Annotated in this window: 21 protein-coding genes; 16 read left to right on the forward strand and 5 right to left on the reverse strand. The window is 54.2% G+C overall.

Annotation, left to right across the window (positions count from 1 at the left end):
* The first annotated feature begins 3 nt into the window (after positions 1-3).
* The 8 genes from FRY97_RS08340 to FRY97_RS08375 all read left to right on the forward strand — a co-directional run bounded on the left by FRY97_RS08340 (position 4) and on the right by FRY97_RS08375 (position 8,122).
* Positions 4-999, forward strand: a complete 996-nt coding sequence (locus FRY97_RS08340; RefSeq protein ID WP_147166990.1) for a glycosyltransferase family 4 protein — start codon at positions 4-6, stop codon at positions 997-999.
* Positions 992-2,143: a glycosyltransferase gene (locus FRY97_RS08345; RefSeq protein ID WP_147166991.1), complete on the forward strand. Its 1,152-nt coding sequence runs from the start codon at positions 992-994 to the stop codon at positions 2,141-2,143. The genes FRY97_RS08340 and FRY97_RS08345 overlap by 8 nt, the downstream gene beginning before the upstream one ends.
* Before the next feature lie 12 nt (positions 2,144-2,155).
* Complete coding sequence (locus FRY97_RS08350) at positions 2,156-2,710, forward strand: putative colanic acid biosynthesis acetyltransferase (RefSeq protein ID WP_044224441.1); 555 nt, start codon at positions 2,156-2,158, stop codon at positions 2,708-2,710.
* A 329-nt stretch (positions 2,711-3,039) separates the two neighbouring features.
* Positions 3,040-3,729 (forward strand): glycosyltransferase family 2 protein, encoded by a 690-nt coding sequence (locus FRY97_RS08355; protein WP_238578308.1) that lies wholly within the window; start codon positions 3,040-3,042, stop codon positions 3,727-3,729.
* A 239-nt stretch (positions 3,730-3,968) separates the two neighbouring features.
* Positions 3,969-5,084, forward strand: a complete 1,116-nt coding sequence (gene gmd, locus FRY97_RS08360; RefSeq protein WP_147167013.1) for a GDP-mannose 4,6-dehydratase — start codon at positions 3,969-3,971, stop codon at positions 5,082-5,084.
* 27 nt (positions 5,085-5,111) lie between these two features.
* Positions 5,112-5,489: a GxxExxY protein gene (locus FRY97_RS08365; protein WP_147166992.1), complete on the forward strand. Its 378-nt coding sequence runs from the start codon at positions 5,112-5,114 to the stop codon at positions 5,487-5,489.
* Positions 5,490-5,657: 168 nt separating this feature from the next.
* Positions 5,658-6,596, forward strand: a complete 939-nt coding sequence (gene fcl / locus FRY97_RS08370) for a GDP-L-fucose synthase (protein ID WP_147166993.1) — start codon at positions 5,658-5,660, stop codon at positions 6,594-6,596.
* 290 nt (positions 6,597-6,886) lie between these two features.
* Entirely contained in the window at positions 6,887-8,122 is a 1,236-nt protein-coding gene (locus FRY97_RS08375; protein WP_147166994.1) for an O-antigen ligase family protein, read from the forward strand.
* A gap of 144 nt (positions 8,123-8,266) precedes the next feature.
* Here FRY97_RS08375 and FRY97_RS08380 read toward each other — a convergent pair whose 3' ends face one another.
* Positions 8,267-8,485, reverse strand: coding sequence for a helix-turn-helix transcriptional regulator (locus FRY97_RS08380; protein ID WP_147166995.1), 219 nt, complete (start codon positions 8,483-8,485; stop codon positions 8,267-8,269).
* 267 nt (positions 8,486-8,752) lie between these two features.
* On the opposite strand from FRY97_RS08380, the gene FRY97_RS08385 reads away from it, so the two are divergent.
* From FRY97_RS08385 to FRY97_RS08420, 8 genes are all read left to right on the forward strand, one after another.
* The gene (locus FRY97_RS08385) at positions 8,753-9,058 is read left to right on the forward strand and encodes a BrnT family toxin (protein WP_147166996.1); all 306 of its coding nucleotides are present in this window, start codon (positions 8,753-8,755) and stop codon (positions 9,056-9,058) included.
* Complete coding sequence (locus FRY97_RS08390) at positions 9,039-9,458, forward strand: hypothetical protein (protein WP_147166997.1); 420 nt, start codon at positions 9,039-9,041, stop codon at positions 9,456-9,458. Before FRY97_RS08385 ends, FRY97_RS08390 begins: the two co-directional genes overlap by 20 nt.
* Before the next feature lie 464 nt (positions 9,459-9,922).
* Entirely contained in the window at positions 9,923-10,216 is a 294-nt protein-coding gene (locus FRY97_RS08395; protein WP_147166998.1) for a BrnT family toxin, read from the forward strand.
* Positions 10,206-10,586, forward strand: a complete 381-nt coding sequence (locus tag FRY97_RS08400) for a hypothetical protein (RefSeq protein WP_147166999.1) — start codon at positions 10,206-10,208, stop codon at positions 10,584-10,586. Before FRY97_RS08395 ends, FRY97_RS08400 begins: the two co-directional genes overlap by 11 nt.
* 256 nt (positions 10,587-10,842) lie before the next feature.
* Positions 10,843-12,042 (forward strand): O-antigen ligase family protein, encoded by a 1,200-nt coding sequence (locus tag FRY97_RS08405; RefSeq protein WP_147167000.1) that lies wholly within the window; start codon positions 10,843-10,845, stop codon positions 12,040-12,042.
* A 336-nt stretch (positions 12,043-12,378) separates the two neighbouring features.
* Entirely contained in the window at positions 12,379-13,491 is a 1,113-nt protein-coding gene (locus FRY97_RS08410; protein WP_147167001.1) for a glycosyltransferase family 4 protein, read from the forward strand.
* A 157-nt stretch (positions 13,492-13,648) separates the two neighbouring features.
* On the forward strand, positions 13,649-14,059 hold the full coding sequence (locus FRY97_RS08415; RefSeq protein WP_147167002.1) for a GxxExxY protein: 411 nt from the start codon (positions 13,649-13,651) through the stop codon (positions 14,057-14,059).
* 277 nt (positions 14,060-14,336) lie between these two features.
* The gene (locus FRY97_RS08420; RefSeq protein ID WP_147167003.1) at positions 14,337-15,941 is read left to right on the forward strand and encodes a hypothetical protein; all 1,605 of its coding nucleotides are present in this window, start codon (positions 14,337-14,339) and stop codon (positions 15,939-15,941) included.
* 22 nt (positions 15,942-15,963) lie between these two features.
* On the opposite strand, the gene FRY97_RS08425 is transcribed toward FRY97_RS08420, so the two are convergent.
* From FRY97_RS08425 to dnaK, 4 genes are all read right to left on the reverse strand, one after another.
* Positions 15,964-16,599, reverse strand: coding sequence for a hypothetical protein (locus FRY97_RS08425; protein WP_147167004.1), 636 nt, complete (start codon positions 16,597-16,599; stop codon positions 15,964-15,966).
* Positions 16,592-17,164, reverse strand: coding sequence for an archaeosortase/exosortase family protein (locus FRY97_RS08430; protein ID WP_147167005.1), 573 nt, complete (start codon positions 17,162-17,164; stop codon positions 16,592-16,594). Before FRY97_RS08430 ends, FRY97_RS08425 begins: the two co-directional genes overlap by 8 nt.
* 468 nt (positions 17,165-17,632) lie before the next feature.
* Positions 17,633-18,955: an IPTL-CTERM sorting domain-containing protein gene (locus tag FRY97_RS08435; RefSeq protein WP_147167006.1), complete on the reverse strand. Its 1,323-nt coding sequence runs from the start codon at positions 18,953-18,955 to the stop codon at positions 17,633-17,635.
* A gap of 747 nt (positions 18,956-19,702) precedes the next feature.
* Positions 19,703-21,622 carry a molecular chaperone DnaK gene (gene dnaK, locus FRY97_RS08440; protein WP_147167007.1) on the reverse strand — a complete coding sequence of 640 codons (1,920 nt, stop codon included), beginning with the start codon at positions 21,620-21,622 and terminating at the stop codon, positions 19,703-19,705.
* Positions 21,623-21,920 lie beyond the last annotated feature (298 nt).

Here is a 21,920-nt window from a genome sequence, read left to right on the forward strand (position 1 = left end):
CTGGTGAAGGTGACCCTGTTTTTCCGCAAAGCTTTTCCGCATCAGTACAGCATTGAGCAGGTATTTGAAGCTTTGCAGGGCTGCTTCCCCGAAACGCCAAAGTGGTATACGCTGCCTTTCCCGAGCAAGGGGCTGGCCCCCCGCCTGAAAAACGGGCTGAATGCCCGGCGGCAGCAAGGAGTGGTCAACCACGTTACCGGTGACATCACTTACATCACCCCTTTTCTGGAACGGGGGCGCACCGTGGTTACCTTCCATGATTTTGAATTCCTGAAGCGGAGCAGCGGGCTGAAGCGCCGGTTGCTTTTTTGGTTTTGGGTGTTTCTCCCAGCCCGTCACGCCCGGTACATCACAACGATTTCCGAGGCCACCAAAAAAGACCTGCTGGAATTGGCTCCCATTCCTGAAGCAAAGATTGCAGTGATCCCCAACCCGCTCACCCTGCCGGTAGCAGAGGCTCCAATACCATCCGCTGCCATCAACCACCCGCCGGTTGTACTCCACATTGGCACCAAAGCCAACAAAAACCTGGAGGGCCTTATTCGGGCAGTCGAGGGGTTGTCTCTGACATTAGATATCGTGGGCGAGCTGACGCCTGTGCAGAAAGCCCTGTTGGAAAAACATCGCATCCGCTACCACAATGCATACAAGATCAGTAAAGCAGCGCTTGTACAAAAATACCGTAATGCCGATGCCCTGGCATTCGTCTCTACGCTGGAAGGGTTTGGGCTCCCCATCGTAGAAGCACAGGCCCTCGGTTGCCCGGTCATCACGAGCAACTGCTCTTCTATGCCCGAAGTAGCCGGGAGTGCCGCCTGCATGGTTGACCCTTCCGATACAGACAGCATCCGTACCGGCGTACAGCGCGTTCTGAACGATCCGGCTTACCGGGAGCAGCTTGTTGCGGCAGGATTTGAAAATGTGAAGCGGTTTGAGCCCGCACGTATCGCTCAGCAATACTGGTCGCTCTACCAGAAAGTCAGCAGTGCCAATGGCTAACCCTTTGGGAAAAGCACTCCTGCTAACTGATTGGTTTGCTCCGGGCTACCGGGCCGGCGGCCCCATTTCCTCCACCGTCAATCTGGTAAAAGGCCTGTCCCCTAACATGCCCATGCTGGTGGTGACCGGAGACCGGGACCTGGGCGACACGCAGCCCTACGAGGGCATCCGCGCCAACCATTGGGTGGCCTACGAAGGCACTGCCACACAAGTGCAATACCTCAGCCCAGCTGACCGGCGCAAGCGCATCCGAACGATTTTGCGGCAGCACCCTACCCTCCCCCTGTACCTGAACAGCATGTTCTCCCCGGACTTCACGCTCTGGCCGCTATGGTTGCACCTCAGGGGAGCGCACCGGGGAAAAGTGGTTTTGGCTCCACGGGGGATGCTGCGGAGTTCAGCCCTGGCTTTCAAGCCAATTAAAAAAAAGCTTTTGCTAAGCCTCCTGCACACCATAGGGCTGCAACGCCGCATCTGTTTTCACGCCACCGATGCCACGGAAGCCAAAGATATCCGCTCGGTTTTTGGCCCTGCTGCAAAGGTAGTACAGCTTTCTAACTTTCCCGTACAGCCGGAAGCCCGGAAGCCCGTCAAAGCTGCCCCCGCTCCGGCCTGGAAACTCCTTTTTGTGGGGCGCATCCACCCGATCAAGGGGTTGCTCCATGCCTTGCAGGTACTGCAATACATTAGCCACCCCGTGGAGTTGACCATTATTGGCCCTATGGAAGATCCGAGCTACTGGAAAGACTGTGAAGCAGCCATCCAAAAACTGCCTGCCAATATTTCGGTAAGCTATGCGGGTGAACAGCCTCCGCCCAAGGTAAAAGACGCACTGCTGGCTCACCACTTTTTTATACTGCCCACTCATGGTGAAAACTTTGGGCATGCCATTTTCGAGGCTTTAGCTACTGGAACGCCCGTGCTGATTAGCGATCAAACGCCGTGGCGGTGGCTAAAAAAACATAAAGCAGGCTGGGACCTGCCCTTATCTGAGCCGGAAGCCTGGAAAACAGCCCTCCATCATGCTTTAACAATGACCGCTCATGAGTACGAACAATGGTCCAGGTCTGCCCATCGTTTTGCAAAGGAGTATTTTGCAAAGCAAGACCTGGTTTCATCCTACAAAAAGCTCTTTTCCAAGTAGCCCTTTTCCAGGATGCCCCAAACCGACCTCTCCCGCTACCAAAACAAAGCTTTTCAGCGTGGCGCTCCCCGTTGGAAAGAACTGCTTTGGCTGCTCTGCAGCGCGATACTGTTCCGCCATCCCCTGGCCATTATCAATGGTTTGAAAATTCAGGTATTGAAGGCCTTCGGAGCAAAGGTGGGGACCGGCGTGGTCATCAAGCCATCCGTAACCATCAAATTCCCCTGGAAGCTCCGCATCGGCGACCACGTTTGGATAGGCGAAGGCGCCTGGATTGACAACCTCGATCAGGTCGATATTGGCAGCCACTGCTGCATTTCTCAGGGCGCTATGCTGCTCTGCGGCAACCACAACTACAAAAAAAGCAGTTTTGACCTCATCACCGCCCCCATTACACTAGAAAATGGCGTATGGATTGGGGCGCAGTCCCTGGTTTGCCCGGGCGTCAGGTGCGGGAGCCATGCGGTCCTTTCGGTCAAGTCTGTGGCAACCTCAAATCTGGAAGCCTTCACCATTTATCAGGGGAATCCGGCGGTAGCTAAGAAAGAGCGGAGGGTGCAAGACTAAGACTGTGTTGGGAATTCGCTTTTGGAGCGAATGTAGTCAAATTTTATTCTGAACAAGTCTTTGATCCCGACATTCATCGTCGGGGGCGCGATGAGGGAGCCTAGCCTGAGCTAAGCGACTGAAGAGCAACGAAGTACAGGATAAAATTTGGCAAATGCAGCCCAAAGGGTGAAATCCCAACACAGTCTAAAAGGGTCAGAAAATAGAGAGCACCAAGTTTTTAGCCCGGCTCTGCCAATCGAACGAAGGCATTAAATTCCATTCTCATTTCTCTCACGTTTTCCATCATCACCGTCTGCTACAACAGTAGCGCCACCATTGCGGATACGCTGGAAAGCGTTGCCAGGCAGCAACACCCCGGTATCGAGCACCTCATCATTGACGGCGTCAGCCAGGACAACACCCTCGCCATTGCCCGGCAGTACCCCCATGTCTCCAAAATCATTTCCGAGCCAGACAGCGGGCTTTACGATGCCATGAACAAAGGCATAGCCCACGCCACCGGGCAGTACATAGCCTTCCTCAATGCCGATGACTTCTACGCTACCCCCGGTACCCTCCAACGGGTAGCCCGGCAGCTTAAAGACACCCAAGCCGACACCCTCTACGGCGATCTGCACTACGTCACAGCCCAACCACCATTCAACGTAGTCCGGCACTGGAAGTCCGGCCCCTACCGCCACCGCAACTTCCTGCACGGATGGATGCCCCCCCACCCCACCTTCTTCGCCCGCCGCGCGCTGTTTGAGCAATACGGCAGCTTCGACCTCCGCTTCCGCTCCGCAGCAGACTATGAGCTCATGCTCCGCTTCCTCTACAAGCACAAAGCCTCCGCCACCTACCTGCCTGAAGTACTCGTCAAAATGCGCACCGGTGGCATGAGCAACGCCAGCTTCCGCCACCGCATCCGCGCCAACCGCGAAGACCACCTCGCCTGGCAGGTCAACGGGCTAAAACCCTATCCCCACACCACAATACTCAAACCCCTCCGCAAACTAGGCCAGTGGTTTAGGAATTAAAGGCTATTTTCCCGTAATTGTGGCAACACAGCATAAGAAAAAACTCCATGGTTAAATTCACCACAGAGGCACACAGTGCACAAAACTCCACGGAACTCCATGGTTTTACTCACCACAGAGGCGCACAGTGGTAACCCCCCTAAGTGCCTCCGTGCCTTAGTGGTAAAAACTCCATGAAACTCCATGGTAAAACCCCTAAGCGCCTAACGTGCCTTAGTGGTAAAAACAAAAAACAAAACATGAAGAAAAAAGCCCTAATCACCGGCATCACCGGCCAAGACGGCGCCTACCTAAGCGAACTCCTGCTCGAAAAAGGCTACGAAGTCCACGGCATCAAACGCCGCGCTTCCCTTTTCAATACCGCCCGCATCGACCACCTCTATCAGGACCCCCACGAGGAAGACCTCCGCTTCATCCTCCACTACGGCGACCTGACCGACAGCACCAACCTCATCCGTATCATACAGGAAGTACAGCCGGATGAAATCTACAACCTTGGTGCGATGTCCCACGTGCAGGTCAGCTTCGATGCCCCGGAGTACGCCGCCGATGCCGATGGCCTGGGCACCACCCGTATCCTCGAAGCCATCCGCATCCTCGGGCTGCAGGAAAAGACCCGCTTCTACCAGGCCTCCACCTCCGAGCTCTACGGCCTAGTACAGGAAGTCCCGCAGCGGGAGACCACGCCCTTCTATCCCCGCTCCCCCTACGCCGTCGCCAAGCTCTACGCCTATTGGATCACCGTCAACTACCGCGAGGCCTACAACATGTACGCCTGCAACGGCATCCTCTTCAACCACGAGAGTCCCCTGCGGGGCGAGACCTTCGTCACTCGTAAGATCACCCGCGCCGTCGCCAAAATCGCCCTCGGGCTCCAGGACAAAGTCTACCTCGGCAACATGGACGCCAAGCGCGACTGGGGCCATGCCAAAGACTACGTCAAAGGCATGTACCTCATGCTGCAGCAAGACCAAGCTGAGGACTTCGTGCTCGCCACCGGCGTCACCACAAGCGTGCGCGACTTCGTCCGCATGAGCTTCCGCGAGATCGGCGTGGAGCTGGAGTTCAAAGGCGAGGGCATTAACGAGGTCGGCATCGTCAGCAGCAGCTCCAATCCGGACTACGCCCTGCAAGCCGGCAGCGAAGTCGTCGCCGTAGACCCGCAGTACTTCCGCCCTACCGAGGTGGACCTCCTCATTGGTGACCCTTCCAAAGCCAAGGCCAAGTTGGGCTGGGAGCCGTCTTATGATTTGCAGGCGCTGTGTAGTGAGATGGTGGCGGCGGATATTGAGTTGTTTAAGCGGGATCAGGTGTTGAAGGCGGCTGGGTTTGAGGTTAAGAATGAGTTCGAGTAGGTTCACCACAGAGTTACACGGAGTTGCATGGAGTTTAACCAGTTGTCAGAAAAGGTATTAGGATGTGCGTTCAAAGTGCATACGGCACTTGGTCCGGGACTTCTAGAATCGGCATATCAAGCCTGTTTAGCATACGAACTCCGGCAATGTGGGCTATTTGTCGAGCAGGAAAAAGCAGTACCCCTGGTATATGAAGAAGTAAAACTGGATTGTGGCTACCGTATAGACCTGTTAGTCGAGCGAAAATTCGTCTTGGAACTGAAAGCCGTTGATCAACTCGCTCCAATACACCTGGCACAAGTACTGACTTATCTTAAGCTCATGAACCTTCGCCACGGCATGCTCCTCAACTTCAATGTCAAAAGCTTGAAAAACGGTATTAAACGGGTGGTGAATGGATATTAACTGATATCACCACAGAGTTGCATGGAGTCTCAATGAGTCAAATAAAAAACGCCCTAAAACTCCATGTAACTCCATGCTTCTCTATGGTTATACTCACCACAGAGAAGTACAAAGCAAAACTCCATGCAACTCTATGAGACTCCATGGTTAAACCTTGAAAGCAAAAAAATGAACATCAACGATAAAATATATATTGCTGGACATCGGGGAATGGTCGGCTCCGCCATAAGCCGCAAGCTTAAAACAGAAGGCTACTCGAATATCATCACCCGCACCAGCAAAGAACTCGACTTACGCAACCAAGCCGCCGTAAACGAGTTCTTCGCGCAAGAAAAACCCACCCACGTCTTCCTAGCCGCCGCCAAAGTAGGAGGCATCCTCGCCAACAACACCTACCGGGGCGAATTCCTCTACGACAACCTGATGATCCAAAATAACGTCATCAACGCAGCAAAGGACAACGGCGTGGAAAAGCTAATGTTCCTCGGCTCCAGCTGCATCTACCCCAAGATGGCCCCACAGCCCCTGAAGGAAGACTACCTCCTGACCGGCGAACTCGAGCCCACCAACGAGCCCTACGCCATCGCCAAGATTGCCGGCATCAAGCTTTGCGACGCCTATCGCCACCAGTACGGCTGCAACTACATCTCCGTCATGCCCACCAACCTGTACGGGCCCAATGACAACTATGACCTGGAGAAGTCCCACGTTCTGCCCGCCCTCATCCGCAAATTCCACGAAGCGAAGAAGCGCGGGGACGAGGCCGTGACTATCTGGGGCACCGGCTCCCCCAAACGGGAGTTCCTGCACGTAGACGACCTCGCGGATGCCTGCTACTACCTCATGCAAACCTACAATGAGCCCGGCCTGGTCAACATCGGCACCGGAGAGGATATCCCCATCAAAGACCTGGCCCTGCTCATCAAAGACATCGTCGGCTTTGAAGGCCAACTGGAGCACGACCTTTCCAAGCCCGACGGCACCCCCCGCAAACTCATGGACGTCAGCAAACTGAAAGCAGCCGGCTGGACGGCCCGGATTGGGCTGCGGGAGGGGATTGAGCGGGTGTATGAGGGGTTGAAAAGTGAGGCGTGGTATATGGGCTAAGTGTACTCTCTTCATGCAAATCTAACCCGGGGTTTTCAAATATGACTTCAATTTGAAAAATCTATGTTAGGAAATATGTACCCGAATTGCCACTTCCAAGGTGTCCGCCGTATCTATCATTTTCCAATTCTATTGGACAGGACAACTAGTCTTCTGTTTTATTGCTTACCTACAACGCATCCCCTTCTTTCCGCTACCATTTTTTTTCATCTAAAATGCTTTTGCTGAATTGCTTGTACATCACTTATAGACTTTATACGCTTATATCGAATTAACCATCTAGTATATTAATGCCAAAGGTTTATTCCCTCAAGATCCGGCTGGGAACATTCGACCTCTTAAAGTTTACCACCCAACCATTAGAGCAGATACTAATCTTTCTTCTGTTTGCTTTGCATCCTATGCAGTTCATATGGAAAAGGCAAAGACCGGTAGAGTATTTCGATGTTATTGATAAGTCCGCAATTATACAAGTTACTTACTGGTTGATCATCGGTGTAATTAGCTTTATCTATCTATTTCGTCGCTATGATTATTTAGAGAAATATAAGCCTAATTTATCTTTACTTATTTTCTCTATTTGGGCGTTTCTTACCACTCTATGGTCAGTTGGCCCTCTTGAAACATTAGCTCGTTCCGTAGAGATGATATGCTTTCTTTTCCTAATAACTTCGGTAAGTATGATTCTGGGGGAAAGGTGCAACCCCAAACAAATAATAGATTTTTTACTCCTTTACATACTTTGGGAAATCTTATGGTCCTTCCTTTATGCATTACTGATTCGAAATCAGCTTTTTACCATTCGCATGTTCTATGCAGCAAGGACATCTGTTCCACTTTTTTTTTTCTTGGCTTGGTATATAAGACCCTTTCATCCTGCTACGTGGATCATAAGTATATTCACCACATTATCCCTTGCTAGAAAAAATTATTTAGGGATTTTTCTTGGGTTATTCGGCTTGTCGCTAGGAAATAAATACTATAAAAGCATACTGCTATATGTAATAGCAGCCTGCTTGACTCTTTTTATTTTTTGGGGTGAAGAGTTGCTGCTTCACACGCTCTGGCTGGGAGAAGAAAAAGTTTCATTACAAGACTCTTCGGGTAGAAACTATATGTGGACCTTAGCTATATCTGCTTTCCTTGAAGACCCTATCTTTGGATCAGGTTTTGCTGCGGGTGAAGGTGCTATTCTCCGGCAGTATTTTCCCATTGCTATATCTATGCATAGCTTTATTTTTTCAAGCCTAGTTGGGACAGGCCTTATTGGCACCCTAATACTTTTAACTTATTTCTTTAAACAACTGAGAGCAAGTATAAGCACATATCTTCCTATGAATTACAGAGCTGCATTTTGCAGTACGGTAATTATGGCAACTGTTATATCACTTACCGCCCCTGGCCTTGGGGGCAGAGTAAGTGGTTCATGGATTGGTGTCGTATTGATTTTCAGTTGTATCAGCCAAATATCCATGCAGTTTTCTCAAAACCAAGGAAAAAATAAGCTGCCTGCAAAATATAGATGACTTTTCTGCCTACTCTTCTTATAATCTCTCCTCTATCACTTTGCAACAAGTGCCCACTCAACTCAAGGAATTATTCAACTAAAAAAGCCCCTGGAGAATCAGAATCCCTCTGATTTACCCAACTAAATAGCTCAAACAAGCTTCTCACCTCCTTGGGCTCTTCTCATTCTTCGCCAGCAGCGTACAGACATCCACTTCCAGCACATCTGCGATCTGGAACAAGACCTCCAACGGCGGTTGTATCTGATTGGAGCACCACCTCGAGACGGTGCCCTTGCTCCGGCCAACTTGCTCGGACAGCCACTTGCTCGTCTTTTCCTGCTCGACTAATACAGCTTTGATACGGTTATAGCGGGTACTCATAGCACAAATGTGGATAAAATGCAGGATTTTCGGTGCCTTAGCCTGCTTTTTATGTTAAAATGTTTCGTTTAACGTTATTTACATTTCGTTTAAAGAAACAAGTTGCTACCTTTAGCCTATCAATACAAGACATTATGGTAGAGCAACACCACCTGTGCAGCACCAACCGGGCACCAAGCCCCTCGAAGGCAGCAGCAAAACCCGATCAGCAACCGGAACTCCCCCTCAGAAAAAGAGGCTTCAGGAATATCCCCAACTCCCACCGCCATGCCGCAATTTGAATGGGACGAGGGCAAGAACGCACAGAACAAGGCCAAGCACAAGGTAGGCTTTGGGGAAGCCCAAACGGTATTTACCGATAAAAGTGCTATAGAGCTGGAAGCCAGCCGGAATGGGGAGTACAGAATCATCCGGATTGGAAAGTCTGCCGCTAAATTTATACTTTTGGTAGTCTACACCATGAGAGGGATGGGCGTAAGGATCATTTCAGCCAGGCAGGCCAACCGGAACGAGCGGAACCGCTATTTTGAGCACAAATTCAAAAACCGAGCCCATGAAAACCCTGACCGTTAAGGAAGCTGTAGCACGCATCAACGAAGGCGGAGACTTGAAAGGCATCATCTTGGATCAAGACAGCGCCCAACAGGTCAACATCCAGGATGCCATCGTCCTATCAAGCGGCGGGATCGTCATCCCCGAGCAAAACATCTACTACAACGACGACGACATAGCTTACGACGAGGATATCGATGAGCTGACGATCAACAGCGAAATCGTTGAGCTTTCGTGGGAAGAAAAGGCCAGGCGGGCAGCCGCTTTCCAACCGTCCGCCATACACATCGACCTCTCGACCCAATCTCCCGAAATTGACCATTGGCTATCCGAAAATAAAGCACAAGTAGCAGCTCTTCTCAAACCTATCGTCGTCCACTTGTTTGAAGCAGCGCAAGAGCTAAAAAAAGGGCAAGAATAACCCGCTATCAGCCCGAATGCTGGTTGTGCGGCGTGGAGTGGTAGCCGGTAAGCTGCACTAAGACCAAAAACTTCCCCCTTAGTGCTGAATCAAGAGCTCAGTACCTTTCGTGCCTTAGTGGTAAAACCCACAAGAACAACACTAAGACAATCAGGCAGTAAGCTGCACTTAGCAACACCTTAATATTCTCAGTGCCTCTTAGTACCTTCTGTGCCTTAGTGGTAAAACTCCATGGTGAAAATCCCTAAGTACCTAATGCCCCTCAGTGGTAAGAAAGAGGTTAACGCAACGAAGCGCCACGCAGCCAAGACTCGTAACGAGCGTATGCAGCCCCGCAGCCGCCTCATCGACACGCCGCGTACCGTTGCTTCATTGCTACCGCCGCGTGAGCCCAAAAAACGCCTCGCCCCCGGAACTACTCCCCGGAAAAGAAGGTTTATTGAACAATATCAATCCCTACCGCTATGCCAAAATTTGAATGGGATGAGCACAAAAACGCTAAGAATAAGGCGAAGCACGGCATGCCTTTTGAGGACGCAAAAGAAATTTTCAATGACCAGGACAGGCTAATTTTTGAGCAAGAGCGCAACGGAGAAAAGCGGTTTTTGACGGTAGGCAAAGCGTTCTTAGCCATAATAAGCCTTGCTTACACACTTAGAGGGGCCGTAGTTCGCATCATATCAGCCCGTAGAGCTAATAAAAAAGAGCGGAGAGCCTATCTGAGCAAAAAATTGAAATCGCAGGACGATGAAAACTAAACTAACCGTAGCCGAAGCCCTGCAAAGAGCCAGGGCCGAAGAGCCATTACAAGGCTACCAAGTGGATTTTACCGATCATAAAGTCGAAGCCCTGGAGGCGATGCAGCTTGCCAAAGCCGGGGTAGACGTGCCCGAGGAAAGCATCTACTACGATGATGAGGCTATTGCTGAAGACGAAGCTTTCGAAGGCGAATGGACAGCAGTGGCTACCGATGGCCTTGCGGAAGCCGAAGCAGCCCTGAACGTCCGCCTGCAGCTAGACCCGGAGATTAAATATTGGTTAGAACAGCAGTCCATTCCTACCAGCCAGCTCCTCGAACAGCTGCTAGTGAATTTTTACCGTACAGAGCAGCGGCTTAAGAAAAGTTAAGGCATTTCGGCTTGTGCTGCGCGGAGTGGTCCTCACCACGGACACCAAACTCCAACTCGGAGCGGCCCGCAACGCGATTGTACTACCACCACAGCCGTCTCATCACCACCCCGCGATCCGCCGCTGCGCCGCGTACCCCCCTCTCCACCACCACAATTCATTAAAACTGCAACCCACCACAAAGAAAGCATCACACCTAGCATATCAGGCCTTCTACCTGCTCTGTTTCAGCCTACCCTTCGTTAAAGTCATCCAATTGCCAATCCTTGGCAGCCGGTTTCAACTCACTGAAATCATATTCCTAATTGCAGTCCTACCTTATCTATGGAAAAGCAAAGCCAAGCTTAATCTCCCCCCATCCAACCTCTTGCCTCCCTTAGCCGCTTACTTGTTTATCAATTATGCCTCAGCCATTTACAGCCAGCAAGCTAATGCAATTCTCGAAGCCACGGGAAGAGCATATCTAGCCGGAATCTTTCTTCTTGCACATCATTGGGCTAGCAAAGGACTGTCAATGCCCCTGCTTCGAGCTTGGCAATACGGAGCAGTAGCAAGTGCTCTGATCGCCATCGGAGGATATGTCTTTGCACTGGCCGGCTACCCAAGCCAACTAGTGCGCCTCTACCAAGACTACCCCTACTTTGGCACCATCTACCGAGCGACAGGATTGACCGGTAGCGGAGGAATGCTCATGTCAGTTTGTTTCCTCCCCACACTGCTCTTCTTCAAAGACTGGTTGGCACATCGCAGAGGCAACGCCGCACCTTTGGCTATCCTTCTGTTTGCTTTAGGCCTTAGCGCCTCCAAAGAACTGATACTATTAGGTGCAGGGCTATTGCTGATTGCACTACACCATATTCCCCGTAAAGACAGTGCAGTGACGGCTTATCTAAAAAACTTAGTATGGGCTGCCGCCGCTCTGGTCTACTGGACGGGGACCCACCTAATTGTGCTTCCTGCTGCTCAATACAATGCCACCTACCTGAAAGGAACGTCCTATACCGGTTATACCACTGCTGCCCGCACAGGAGATTTCTATTGGATAGAGACGACCTACCTGGAGTTAAAAAAAGCCGCATATACGATTGCAACAGAGCATCCCATTCTTGGTGTTGGCCCTGGACAATTCAACAGCGAACTTGGAGCTTTGCAGGCACAAGATAAATATCCAACCCATCTCCCACTCTACGATCCCCACTCTACTTGGTTTGGCGCTTGGGCAGAAATAGGCTTCACAGGCCTTTCAGTATTAATATTTTTCATCTTCATTCTTTACCGATTCACCCAAAAAATCCCCAAAGAAACCCAACTTGAAATATCCGCCCTGCTTATCTTCCTCGGCATGGCATCAATCGAGAGCATCAGCCGTGACATGATGAACTTCCGTCATATATGGCTCGCCTTTGGCATTCTTTCGGGATTTAGCCTCTACCCTCCAAAAGATGATTCCTCCTGACCCTCTCAAGCAAACCCGCGAGCAACACACACTAGCGAGCATGCGAGCCCAACACCACCACGCCGCGATCCGCCGCTGCGCCCCTCCCGCCGCGTAACCCCTTACACCCTAAAAAAGCGAGCCTGCGAGCAACACACACTAGCGAGCCTGCGAGCCCACCACCACCGCGCCGCGATCCGCCGCTGCGCCGCGCCCGCCGCGTGAACCCTCCCCCATGCCCACCCAAGCAAAAAACACAAGCAAGCCCGCGAGCCCCCCACCGCTGCGCCCAAAAAACCACCTCCAACCCCTCAGAATTCTTATCTTTGCCCCCAATCCCCCTTACACCAAAAAACTATGCTCGACCTATTCTTCGGCTTCATCACCGCATTCCTCATCACCTACCTCGCCATCCCCCCCGTCATCAGGATAGCCGTAGACAAACACCTATTCGATAAGCCCGGCCACCGCAGCTCCCACTTTGTCGCCACCCCCTCCATTGGCGGAGTAGGCATATTCGCCGGCTTCCTCATTGCCGTCCTGCTTTGGGTCCCCTTCCAAGCCTACGCCCACCTCCAATACATCATCGGCGCAGTACTAGTCATCTTCATGATGGGCCTCAAAGACGACCTCGCACCTATGGCAGCCAAAAAAAAGCTCCTCATACAAATAGCCGTTGCCATCCTCCTCGCCATTGCATCCGACATCCGCATTGCCAGCTTCCAAGGCATGCTCGGCTGGTGGAACGACATGCCCTATGCCCTCTCCCTAATCCTCTCTGTGTTCACCATTTTGGTCATCACCAACGCCTTCAACCTCATAGACGGCATCAACGGGCTATCCTCCAGCTTAGGCATTTTTGCCTGCCTCCTGCTCGGCACATGGTTCTACGGCTCCGGATTCCAAGAGCTCGCCATCCTCGCCAGCATCACCGCCGGCGCATACACCGCATTTTTGCCCTTTAACGTCATCCCCCCCGCTAAGACCTTCATGGGCGACACCGGCTCCCTACTTCTAGGCACAATGACCGCCATCCTAACCATCTCATTCATTGAAAAATCTGCCGCCCTTTCGCCCAGCCACCCTTGGAAACTCGATGCCGTGCCCGTCCTCGCCATGTCCGTCATCGTAGTCCCCCTTTTCGATACCATCCGAGTCTTCTCTACCCGCATCTACCGAGGCTCCTCCCCTTTTACTCCCGACCGCCGGCACATCCACCACCTCCTCCTCGATTTTGGGCTCTCCCATACCCAAGCTACCCTTTCCCTGCTCCTCTTCACCGCCCTAATCACTGCCATTGCACTGACCGGACAATACTTCCTCGAAAGGCACCTCCTCCTTGCCCTCCTCCTCCTGATTACCGGTGGCACCACCTATTGGCTACACGAAGCTGTAAAACGCAGACGCAGAATGTTCAAGCTCCGATCCATCCAAGCCATACGCAACCAGAGAAAACAAAACCAAGGATAACCCCCACCTCCCCCAAAATACGAGCTCACCTCAACGCGAGCCTGCGAGCCTCCCGCCGCGAGCCGCCGCTGCGCCGCGTATATCCATCCTCCTAAAAAGCGAGCCTCATCAAAAATCTCCCTCCCACTCTTTATCTTTACAAAAAACACCAAACCCCATGCATGAAAACAAAATCGCCGATATCATCCTAGACGAAGCCTTCGCCGTCCACCGCCATTACGGCCCAGGCCTATTCGAACGCGTTTACGAAGCCTCCCTCGAAGCCCGCCTAAAAGCCAGAGGACTATTCGTCGAACGCCAAAAAACCATCCTCATCAATGACGAATACGTTCAAAACGAACCCGGTTTCGTCGCAGACCTGTTCGTCGAAGGACTCGTCATCATAGAACTCAAAGCTGTAGACCGCATCACCCCAAAATTCAAACGCCAACTCTTCACCTACCTCAAACTGACCAACAGAAGGCTCGGCCTCCTCCTCAACTTCGATGAAGCCCTACTCAAAAATGGCATCACCCGCATCGCAAGGGGCCTCACCCAAGACCATTACCCTCCCTACCACCTTCCTTAACCCCCGCGAGCCTGCGAGCAAAAAACAAAAGCGAGCCTGCGAGCAAAAAACCGCGAGCCTGCGAGCCCCCCCGCCGCGAGCCGCCGCTGCGCCGCGCCCGCCGCGTGAACCCTCCCCCATGCCCCCCTCGAGCAAAAAACAAAAGCGAGCCCTCGAGCAAAAACCCGTCGCGAGCCTGCGAGCAAAACCCCGCGAGCCCGCGAGCAAAAACCCGCGAGCCTGCGAGCCCCCTCCCAAAAACCCCCTCCAAACGCCCACTATAGCCTATCTTTGCACCATGAGCACAAGACTACTCCTCCTCCTATCCGCCCTGCTGCCCCCTTTCCTGAGCAGCGCACAGTACCAACTCTCCGAGCTGGCCACAGCAGAAGCCCGCTGGTACGAAAACAGCCTGCTGCGCGACAGCCATCAGGTCCACACCGCCATACGCCCGTGGCGGCAGCACGATATCGCCCCCTTCGACCGCCGGGGCGAGCTCCTCAGCCAAGCGCCCGCACCCGACGGCACCTTCTGGAACTGGGCCGCCCGCAAAGCGTTCTACGAAGACTTCCTCACCGCACAAGGCGACAACTACGCCCTCACCCTCAACCCCATCGTCCACTTCAGCTATGGGCAAGACCGGGCCGCCACCTTCGGCAGCACCTACCGCAACAGCCGGGGCGCACGCATCGAAGTACAGCTGGGCGAGCACGTCTCCGCCTATTCCACCCTCGTAGAGACCCAGGCCCGCCTGCCCAACCACGTTACCGCTTTCGCCAAGTCCGACCGCGTAGTGCCCGGCTATTGGCTCGCCAAGCCCTTCCGGGAAGAAGCCTGGGACTACGCCTACGCCGCCGGGGAGGTCGCCTACACCCCCAACAGCATCTTCCACTTCCGCGCAGGCCACGGCAAGCAGTTCATAGGCGAAGGGCACCGCTCCATGCTCCTCTCCGACAACGCCATCAACTACCCCTATTTCCGCATCGAGACCACCTTCGGCAAGGTCAAGTACGTCAATACCTGGGCCATGCTCAACGACATCCGCGACAGCGTGCGGGTAGGCGGCAACTACGCCAAGAAATACCTGTCGATGCACTACCTGAGCGTCAACATCGGGCGGGGCTTCAACATCGCCCTGTTCGAAGGGCTGATGTGGGGCAGCGAGCTCAATGAGTTCGGCTTCGACCTCAACTTCCTCAACCCCGTCATCCTCTACCGGCCCGTGGAGTTTGCGCAGGGCTTCACCGGGGGCAACATCCTCATGGGGCTCAACACCTCCTACCGCTTCCGCAACGGCATGCAAGCCTACGCACAGTTCGCCATGGACGAGTTCACCTTCTCTGCGGTGCGCAATTGGGGGGAAGGCTCCTGGCTCAATATGATGGGCGGGCAGCTGGGGCTGAAATGGGGGGATGCCTTCGGTGCCCGGGGGCTCTTCCTGCGGGCAGAGTACAACCTGGCCCGGCCCTACCTCTACGCCCACCGCAACCCCATCACCAATTGGGGGCACTACGCACAGCCGCTCGCCCACCCCTGGGGCGCCAATTTCGAGGAGCTCATCCTTCAGGCGCACTACCGCCGGGGGCGCTGGGAAGCACAGGCGCGCTTCCACGCCGGGCAGGCGGGGCGCGACCGGGGCGGGGAGAACTTCGGGGGCAATATCTTCAATTCGTTCGATGAGCGGGCCACCGATACGGGCGTGTTCACCCCACACGGCGCGGTGAGCCGCTTGCAATACCTCGATGCCGAGCTGGCCTACCTCTTCAACCCGAGCTACAACCTCCGCCTGCGGCTGGGCGCACGCCTGCGGCGGGAAACCGGGGATGCCCCCCTCTTCCCCAATAGCGAACAGGTGTTTTTTGGGCTGAGCACGAACGTCTACCGCTCCTACCAGGATTTCTGACCCCGGCGGGCGCCGCTCAAGCCTACCCCAACAACCTTTTCCAATTCCCTTTGCGGAACACCAATACCGCCCAAAGCACCAGCACAAACACCACTTTCACCCCCAGGGTGAGGACATAGATCAGCCCGTGGACGATGCGCAGCAGCCAGGGCGGGGTGGCATAGATGGCATGCTCCGCCTGATTGAAGAACGCCAACAGCATCAACGCAATTTTGAATACCGTGAACAGGTAAAATACCAGGGTGCCAATGCCCAGCCCCAACGCTTTTTCGCGCCAGCTGACCGGTGACAGCAGCATCAGTGCCACAAAGAACAGGTAAAAGCTGAGGAACATATTATAGAACTTCACCTTGTATATCTCCGCCCGGACCTGAAAGCTCCCCGGCTTCGCCCCTAAGCTCGCCCGCTGATTGCGCAGCCGCGCCAGCTCTTTCCTCCCGATGAAGCCCACATCTATCATCTGCGGGCCCTCCTTCCCCTCGCTGAGGTCGATATACCCTTTGCCGAACAGCCCTTGCAGAATAGGGGCCGTAGGCTTGCGGTACAAGGCATTGCAGGCACTGCCCACGGCAGGGGCCATGCTCAGCCCCGTCAGGGTGCCATACAGCAGCATGAAATAGAGGAAATACTTCAGCCCTGCTTTGACGATATCATTCATGAGCCTTGGCGGTTTGCGCTTTTTGGGTAGACCAGTTCATCCAGATGAACCACAGCAGCACGCTGATCATGGTGAAGACGATAAAGCCCCCTTGTATGTGCAGGAACTCGAAAACGGCTTCCGAAAAATGCAGCCCGGCCAGGTAGAGCCCTGCAATGCGCAGCAGGTTGAGCGCGAACAAGAAGAGGACGCCCCAGAGCATGCCGGGGGCTTTGTACCGGAAAGCGACCGGGAAAATCGCGATCCCGCTGACCAGGATGGCCATGGCCTCTAGCCCGTCGCAGCCGCTCTTGATGTTGACCGCAAAATCTGCCCCCGCTATGCTCGTGCCATTGACGAGGGTATCGTGCCCAATAGCCCGCAGCAGCGCATTGCTGAGCTGCGCCTGTGCATTCAGGAAAGGGCCTTCCAGGTACTGCCGGTAAAGGGAAGAATAGTAAAAAAGATAAAACAGGCCCATACAGGCGATAAAGCCCAATAAAAACCGGAAGATCGGATGCCGGTCCCTGATCCAGGGAAGGCCTGCCCTGCCCCCCTGCTTACGCTTTCTTTTGTCCGAAGCCATAGTCGTCGATTGTTTCCGCTTTTGAGCGTGTTGGGGCTTTAGTAATCGGCCTGTCCCGCTAGCAAGCGGGGCTCTTTTTCGACTAGAAGACCAAAATCCCAATACGCTCTCTTAATTTTTTTAGGGGCCACCCCCGCCTCAAGGCGTGGGCCGCTACGCTCCGGGGCTCGCTATCCGCTCGGCCCTGCCGGGCGTCCCCCCCTGCGCATCGCTTGTCCGCTGCCAGCAGATAGCCCTCCGCCCCTGCCAAGGGCTGCCGTCAGCACCTGTGCGCCAAGCCCGCAAAAAACAGCCCTGCTAGCACCGCTTTGAGACAGCGGCACTGGCAGGGCATTTTTTTTAGTGCGGGTTTGAAGGGCTTTCGCCATGATAACCCAATGAAGAGGCCCGGTTCATTAAACCTTGAGGGCCATAGGGGCGAGCTCCAAACCTGCGCCTATCTCCTGTCCGGGTGCCAAGGTTCAGGCATTACCGCTCAGCGCGCCCGGAAGGCATCGCTGCAAAGTGCAGCAGGTAAGCGATGACTGCACCAGACAGCAAGCTGCCAGGCAAGTCCGCACCGGTCAGCTCATAGCCCGTGAACGCCACTGCGCCCGCAAATACCAGCGCGAAAGCCAGGTAGACCCACGGCAGCACCTTGAGGTACAGAGCACGGTGGAATGGAAGGCGGTTGCGCTGCCCCGCAGGCAGCTGCCCGCCCCCAGCTAAGGCCATAGCCCGCTGATGCTGTGTGCCGAACACGACGGTCAGGGTGAAGAGAATGAGCGCAAAGAGGATGAGCCCCCACTCCGACATCGTCGGGATGCCGCCCGCCGGTGCATCCGGAGAACAAGCTACAGGAGAAGCGCCGACGTTGCGGCTCAAGTCGCAGCCCGGGGCCTGAGAAAAACGGGCGACAATAGAGATCGCACTGCCGTCTGCAGGGATCGTCACCCCGGTAAAGGTATAAGCATTTGCGCCAATGCTGGCCACAGGCACGCTCACGTTGGCATCGCCGCCCAAGACCAGGTCGCCACCAGCCGGTGCGTTGAAATAAGTCACCGTGATGTCCGCCGTGAAGGTATCGTCGTTCGCCACATCGTCTGTGCCACCGTTGTCGCAAGCGGAGATATTCGAAGCCGATATGCCTGAGATGCTACAGTTGGAAGAGCAGGCGATAGCGTTGATAGGCGCATAGCGCCAGGCAACCCCGCCGGAGAGGTTGGTAGAAGGGTCTTCGAACACACGCATGCCCACGATCACGTTACCGTCGGGCACATACATGACCGGGCGCGGGCTGCCGCCGGTGCCGCCTATATTGGGCATAGAGTTGCTGTTGTTGTTGGCATCCCCTGTAGCTACCTCTGTGAGGGGCTTGGAAGCGCCCATGATGGCGTCCACGGCACAGCCGAGGCGCATCTCGAAGCCAACGATGGCTTCCCCGGGACCCGCATCGACCGGGCCATCGGCCTGATTGCCCGCGCCAGTGCCATTTGAACAGGTCACCTGTACCGCAGCGCCCAGGCTGCCATCGGGGTTGACCTGCTTGCAGCGGAGGCTGAACTGACTGAGGACTTCGCCCCCCCATACGTTGCCCTCTAGCCCCTCATAGCCGACCACGACAAAGCCCTCAGGGCAATCGCAGACGTTGGTCTCAACGGCAGCAGGGCCGCAAAAGCCGCCTACCTCTTTCAAATTGGCGGACAGTTCGCCCACCGCATCGCCTACCTCCACACATTGGGCAGAAGCCGTATGTCCAAAGAAAAACCCCAGTGCCAGGATCACACTAAGGGCTTGTAAAGCTTTTTTCATGTCAGAATAATTATGATTTGTTTAAAATAGGTTTTCGGTATTGTGCTAGTGCCTTAAGTCACAAATCTCTGATACTTAAGTTGAAGTTATTTGCCAGCTAATCAAGGCGAAGGTTCGCGACTTTAGCCCGAGCTAAAGGAGCGGTTCTTTAACGAAGAGTAGGCGGAAAAGAACGAAACTTGGGGTGGCAAGGATTTATGGCTTGAGGCACTAGAGCGCTAAGCGTCAATTTGTTTATTTGTCAGCCGAACACAAAGCTCCGGCCGGGCCGGATGTGCAGCGGAGTAGGGTCAGTAAGGCCGTTTTCTTCTGCTCAAAAGAACAGGCTAAAGATATGCTGACGCTATACCCTCATACTTTAAAATAAAATTAGCCTTTTTCCTTGTGCCCCAATAGAAAACCATCAATTAAATGGTCTTCAGGATGACAAAAAAACAGCCTTGCCCCAAAACCGAGAAAGCCCGCCCGGACGTACCGGGCAGGCTTTCTGCGCTATATCAAGGCTTTTGAGGGCTGGGCGTAACCCAAAATGTCGCTAGTGTTTAGCCTTGCCGGCTTTGGGATAGAGCCGGCCTAGCGCTGCGCAGGGGTGGCCGAAGGCCAGACCCGACGCCTGTAGGGCGAGGGGCCGAGCGGACAGCGAGCCCCGGAGCATAGCGGCACCTGCCGTCAGGCAGGGGCAGGCCCCAATCCTTACGGAGGGGGCAGGCCCAAAAAAAGCGACAATCTGGTTTGCGCCCTGAGGGCTTACTTTTTGTCCTCGTCCACCTCTTCGAATTCTACATCGGTCACATCATCTGCGCCAGACTGCCCGGCATTGGCAGCATCAGCGCCCGGGCCTTCCTGAGCACCGCCTTCTGCCTGCTGCGTAGCGTTGTAAAGGTCTTGGCTAGCAGCCTGCCATGCGGCGTTCAGCTTTTCCGTAGCGGCATCAAGTCGGTCCATATCCTCCGCTTTGTGGGCTTCGCGCACTTCCGCAACGGCAGCTTCGATCTCCTTCTTCTTGTCTTCAGGGATCTTATCGCCATACTCCTTGATCTGCTTTTCGGTCTGGAAAGCCAGGTTATCCGCAGTATTCAGCTTTTCGATGCGCTCGCGGGCAGCCTTATCGGCATCGGCATTGGCCTCTGCCTCTGCTTTCATGCGTGCGATCTCATCCTTCGATAAGCCGGTAGAGGCTTCGATACGGATAGACTGCTCTTTGCCCGTGCCTTTGTCTTTGGAAGAAACGGTGAGGATACCGTTGGCGTCCATGTCAAAAGAAACTTCGATCTGAGGCACGCCGCGCGGTGCGGGGGGGATGCCGTCGAGGATAAAGCGGCCAACCGTACGGTTGTCCTTCGCCATCGGGCGCTCGCCCTGCAGCACGTGGATCTCCACAGAAGGCTGATTGTCCGTTGCGGTAGAGTAGATTTTGGACTTTTTGGTCGGGATCGTAGAGTTGGACTCGATGACGACATCGTATACGCCGCCCATCGTCTCGATGCCAAGGGAAAGGGGCGTCACATCGAGCAGGAGCACATCCTGAACGTCGCCGCTCAGTACCCCGCCCTGAATAGAAGCGCCAATCGCCACCACCTCATCGGGGTTCACCCCTTTGTTGGGCTTTTTGCCAAAGAACTCCTCAACCGCCGATTGGATGCGCGGAATACGGGTAGACCCGCCCACGAGGATGACCTCGTCGATGTCAGACTTATCCAAGCCGGCATCTTGCAGGGCTTTGCGGCAAGGCTCGAGAGTGCGCTGCACCAGGCTGTCGGCCAGCTGCTCGAACTTAGCGCGGGTCAGCTTCAGCACCAAGTGCTTGGGCACACCATCTACCGCTGTGATATAAGGCAGGTTGACTTCCGTCTCTGAAGAAGAGGACAGCTCGATTTTGGCTTTCTCCGCAGCATCCTTGAGGCGCTGCAGAGCCATGGGGTCCTTGCGCAAGTCCATATTTTCCTGAGCTTGGAAGGTCTCCGCCAGGTGGTCGATGATGACCCCGTCGAAGTCGTCCCCCCCAAGGTGGGTATCGCCGTTGGTAGATTTCACCTCAAAAACGCCTTCGCCCAGCTCCAGGATAGAGATGTCAAAGGTACCGCCGCCGAGGTCATATACCGCGATAGTCGCATCCTGCCCGCGCTTGTCCAGCCCATAAGCCAGGGCAGCAGCAGTCGGCTCGTTGATGATACGGCTGACCTTGAGGCCTGCGATCTCGCCGGCTTCTTTGGTCGCCTGACGCTGAGAGTCGTTGAAATAGGCAGGCACCGTGACAACCGCTTCGGTCACTTCCTGCCCCAGGTAATCTTCCGCGACCTTCTTCATTTTCTGAAGGACCATGGCGGAGATCTCCTGAGCGGTGTACATCCGGCCATCGATATCGACGCGCACGGTGTCGTTCTCCCCTTTTACCACTTTGTATGCTGAACGGCCGACCTCATTGGACACCTCGCTGTAGCGCTGCCCCATGAACCGCTTGATAGAGGCAATCGTACGCTGTGGGTTGGTAATGGCCTGGCGCTTGGCCGGATCGCCAATTTTGCGTTCACCATTATCCATGAAAGCCACAACAGAAGGCGTTGTACGGCGCCCTTCGTCGTTAGGAATAACGACGGGCTCGTTGCCCTCCATTACCGCTACGCAGGAGTTCGTTGTACCTAAGTCGATTCCTATAATCTTACTCATGCTATTGTTTTTAAATTTTGTTCTGATTGGATTCGGATACCTATTCCTTATCAATACACATGCCAATCCCATACAACTGCCACTTTATCTCCTATCCTGCTTTTTTCCTGCCAGCTCTGCGCTGCCAGCCCGCCCGCAAACTGACAAAGTGACAAAACGGCAGTTCAGCCTGTCAGGGTTATGGGGCTGTTTTCGTCACAGAGACAGGGAGGGCACGGAGGTACACGGAGCATCTTATATCTGTGAGCCTCAGTGTCACAGTGCCTCTGTGCCTGTTTTCGTCACAGAGACAGGGAGG

Source organism: Phaeodactylibacter luteus (assembly GCF_007993045.1).
Taxonomy (GTDB): domain Bacteria; phylum Bacteroidota; class Bacteroidia; order Chitinophagales; family Saprospiraceae; genus Phaeodactylibacter; species Phaeodactylibacter luteus.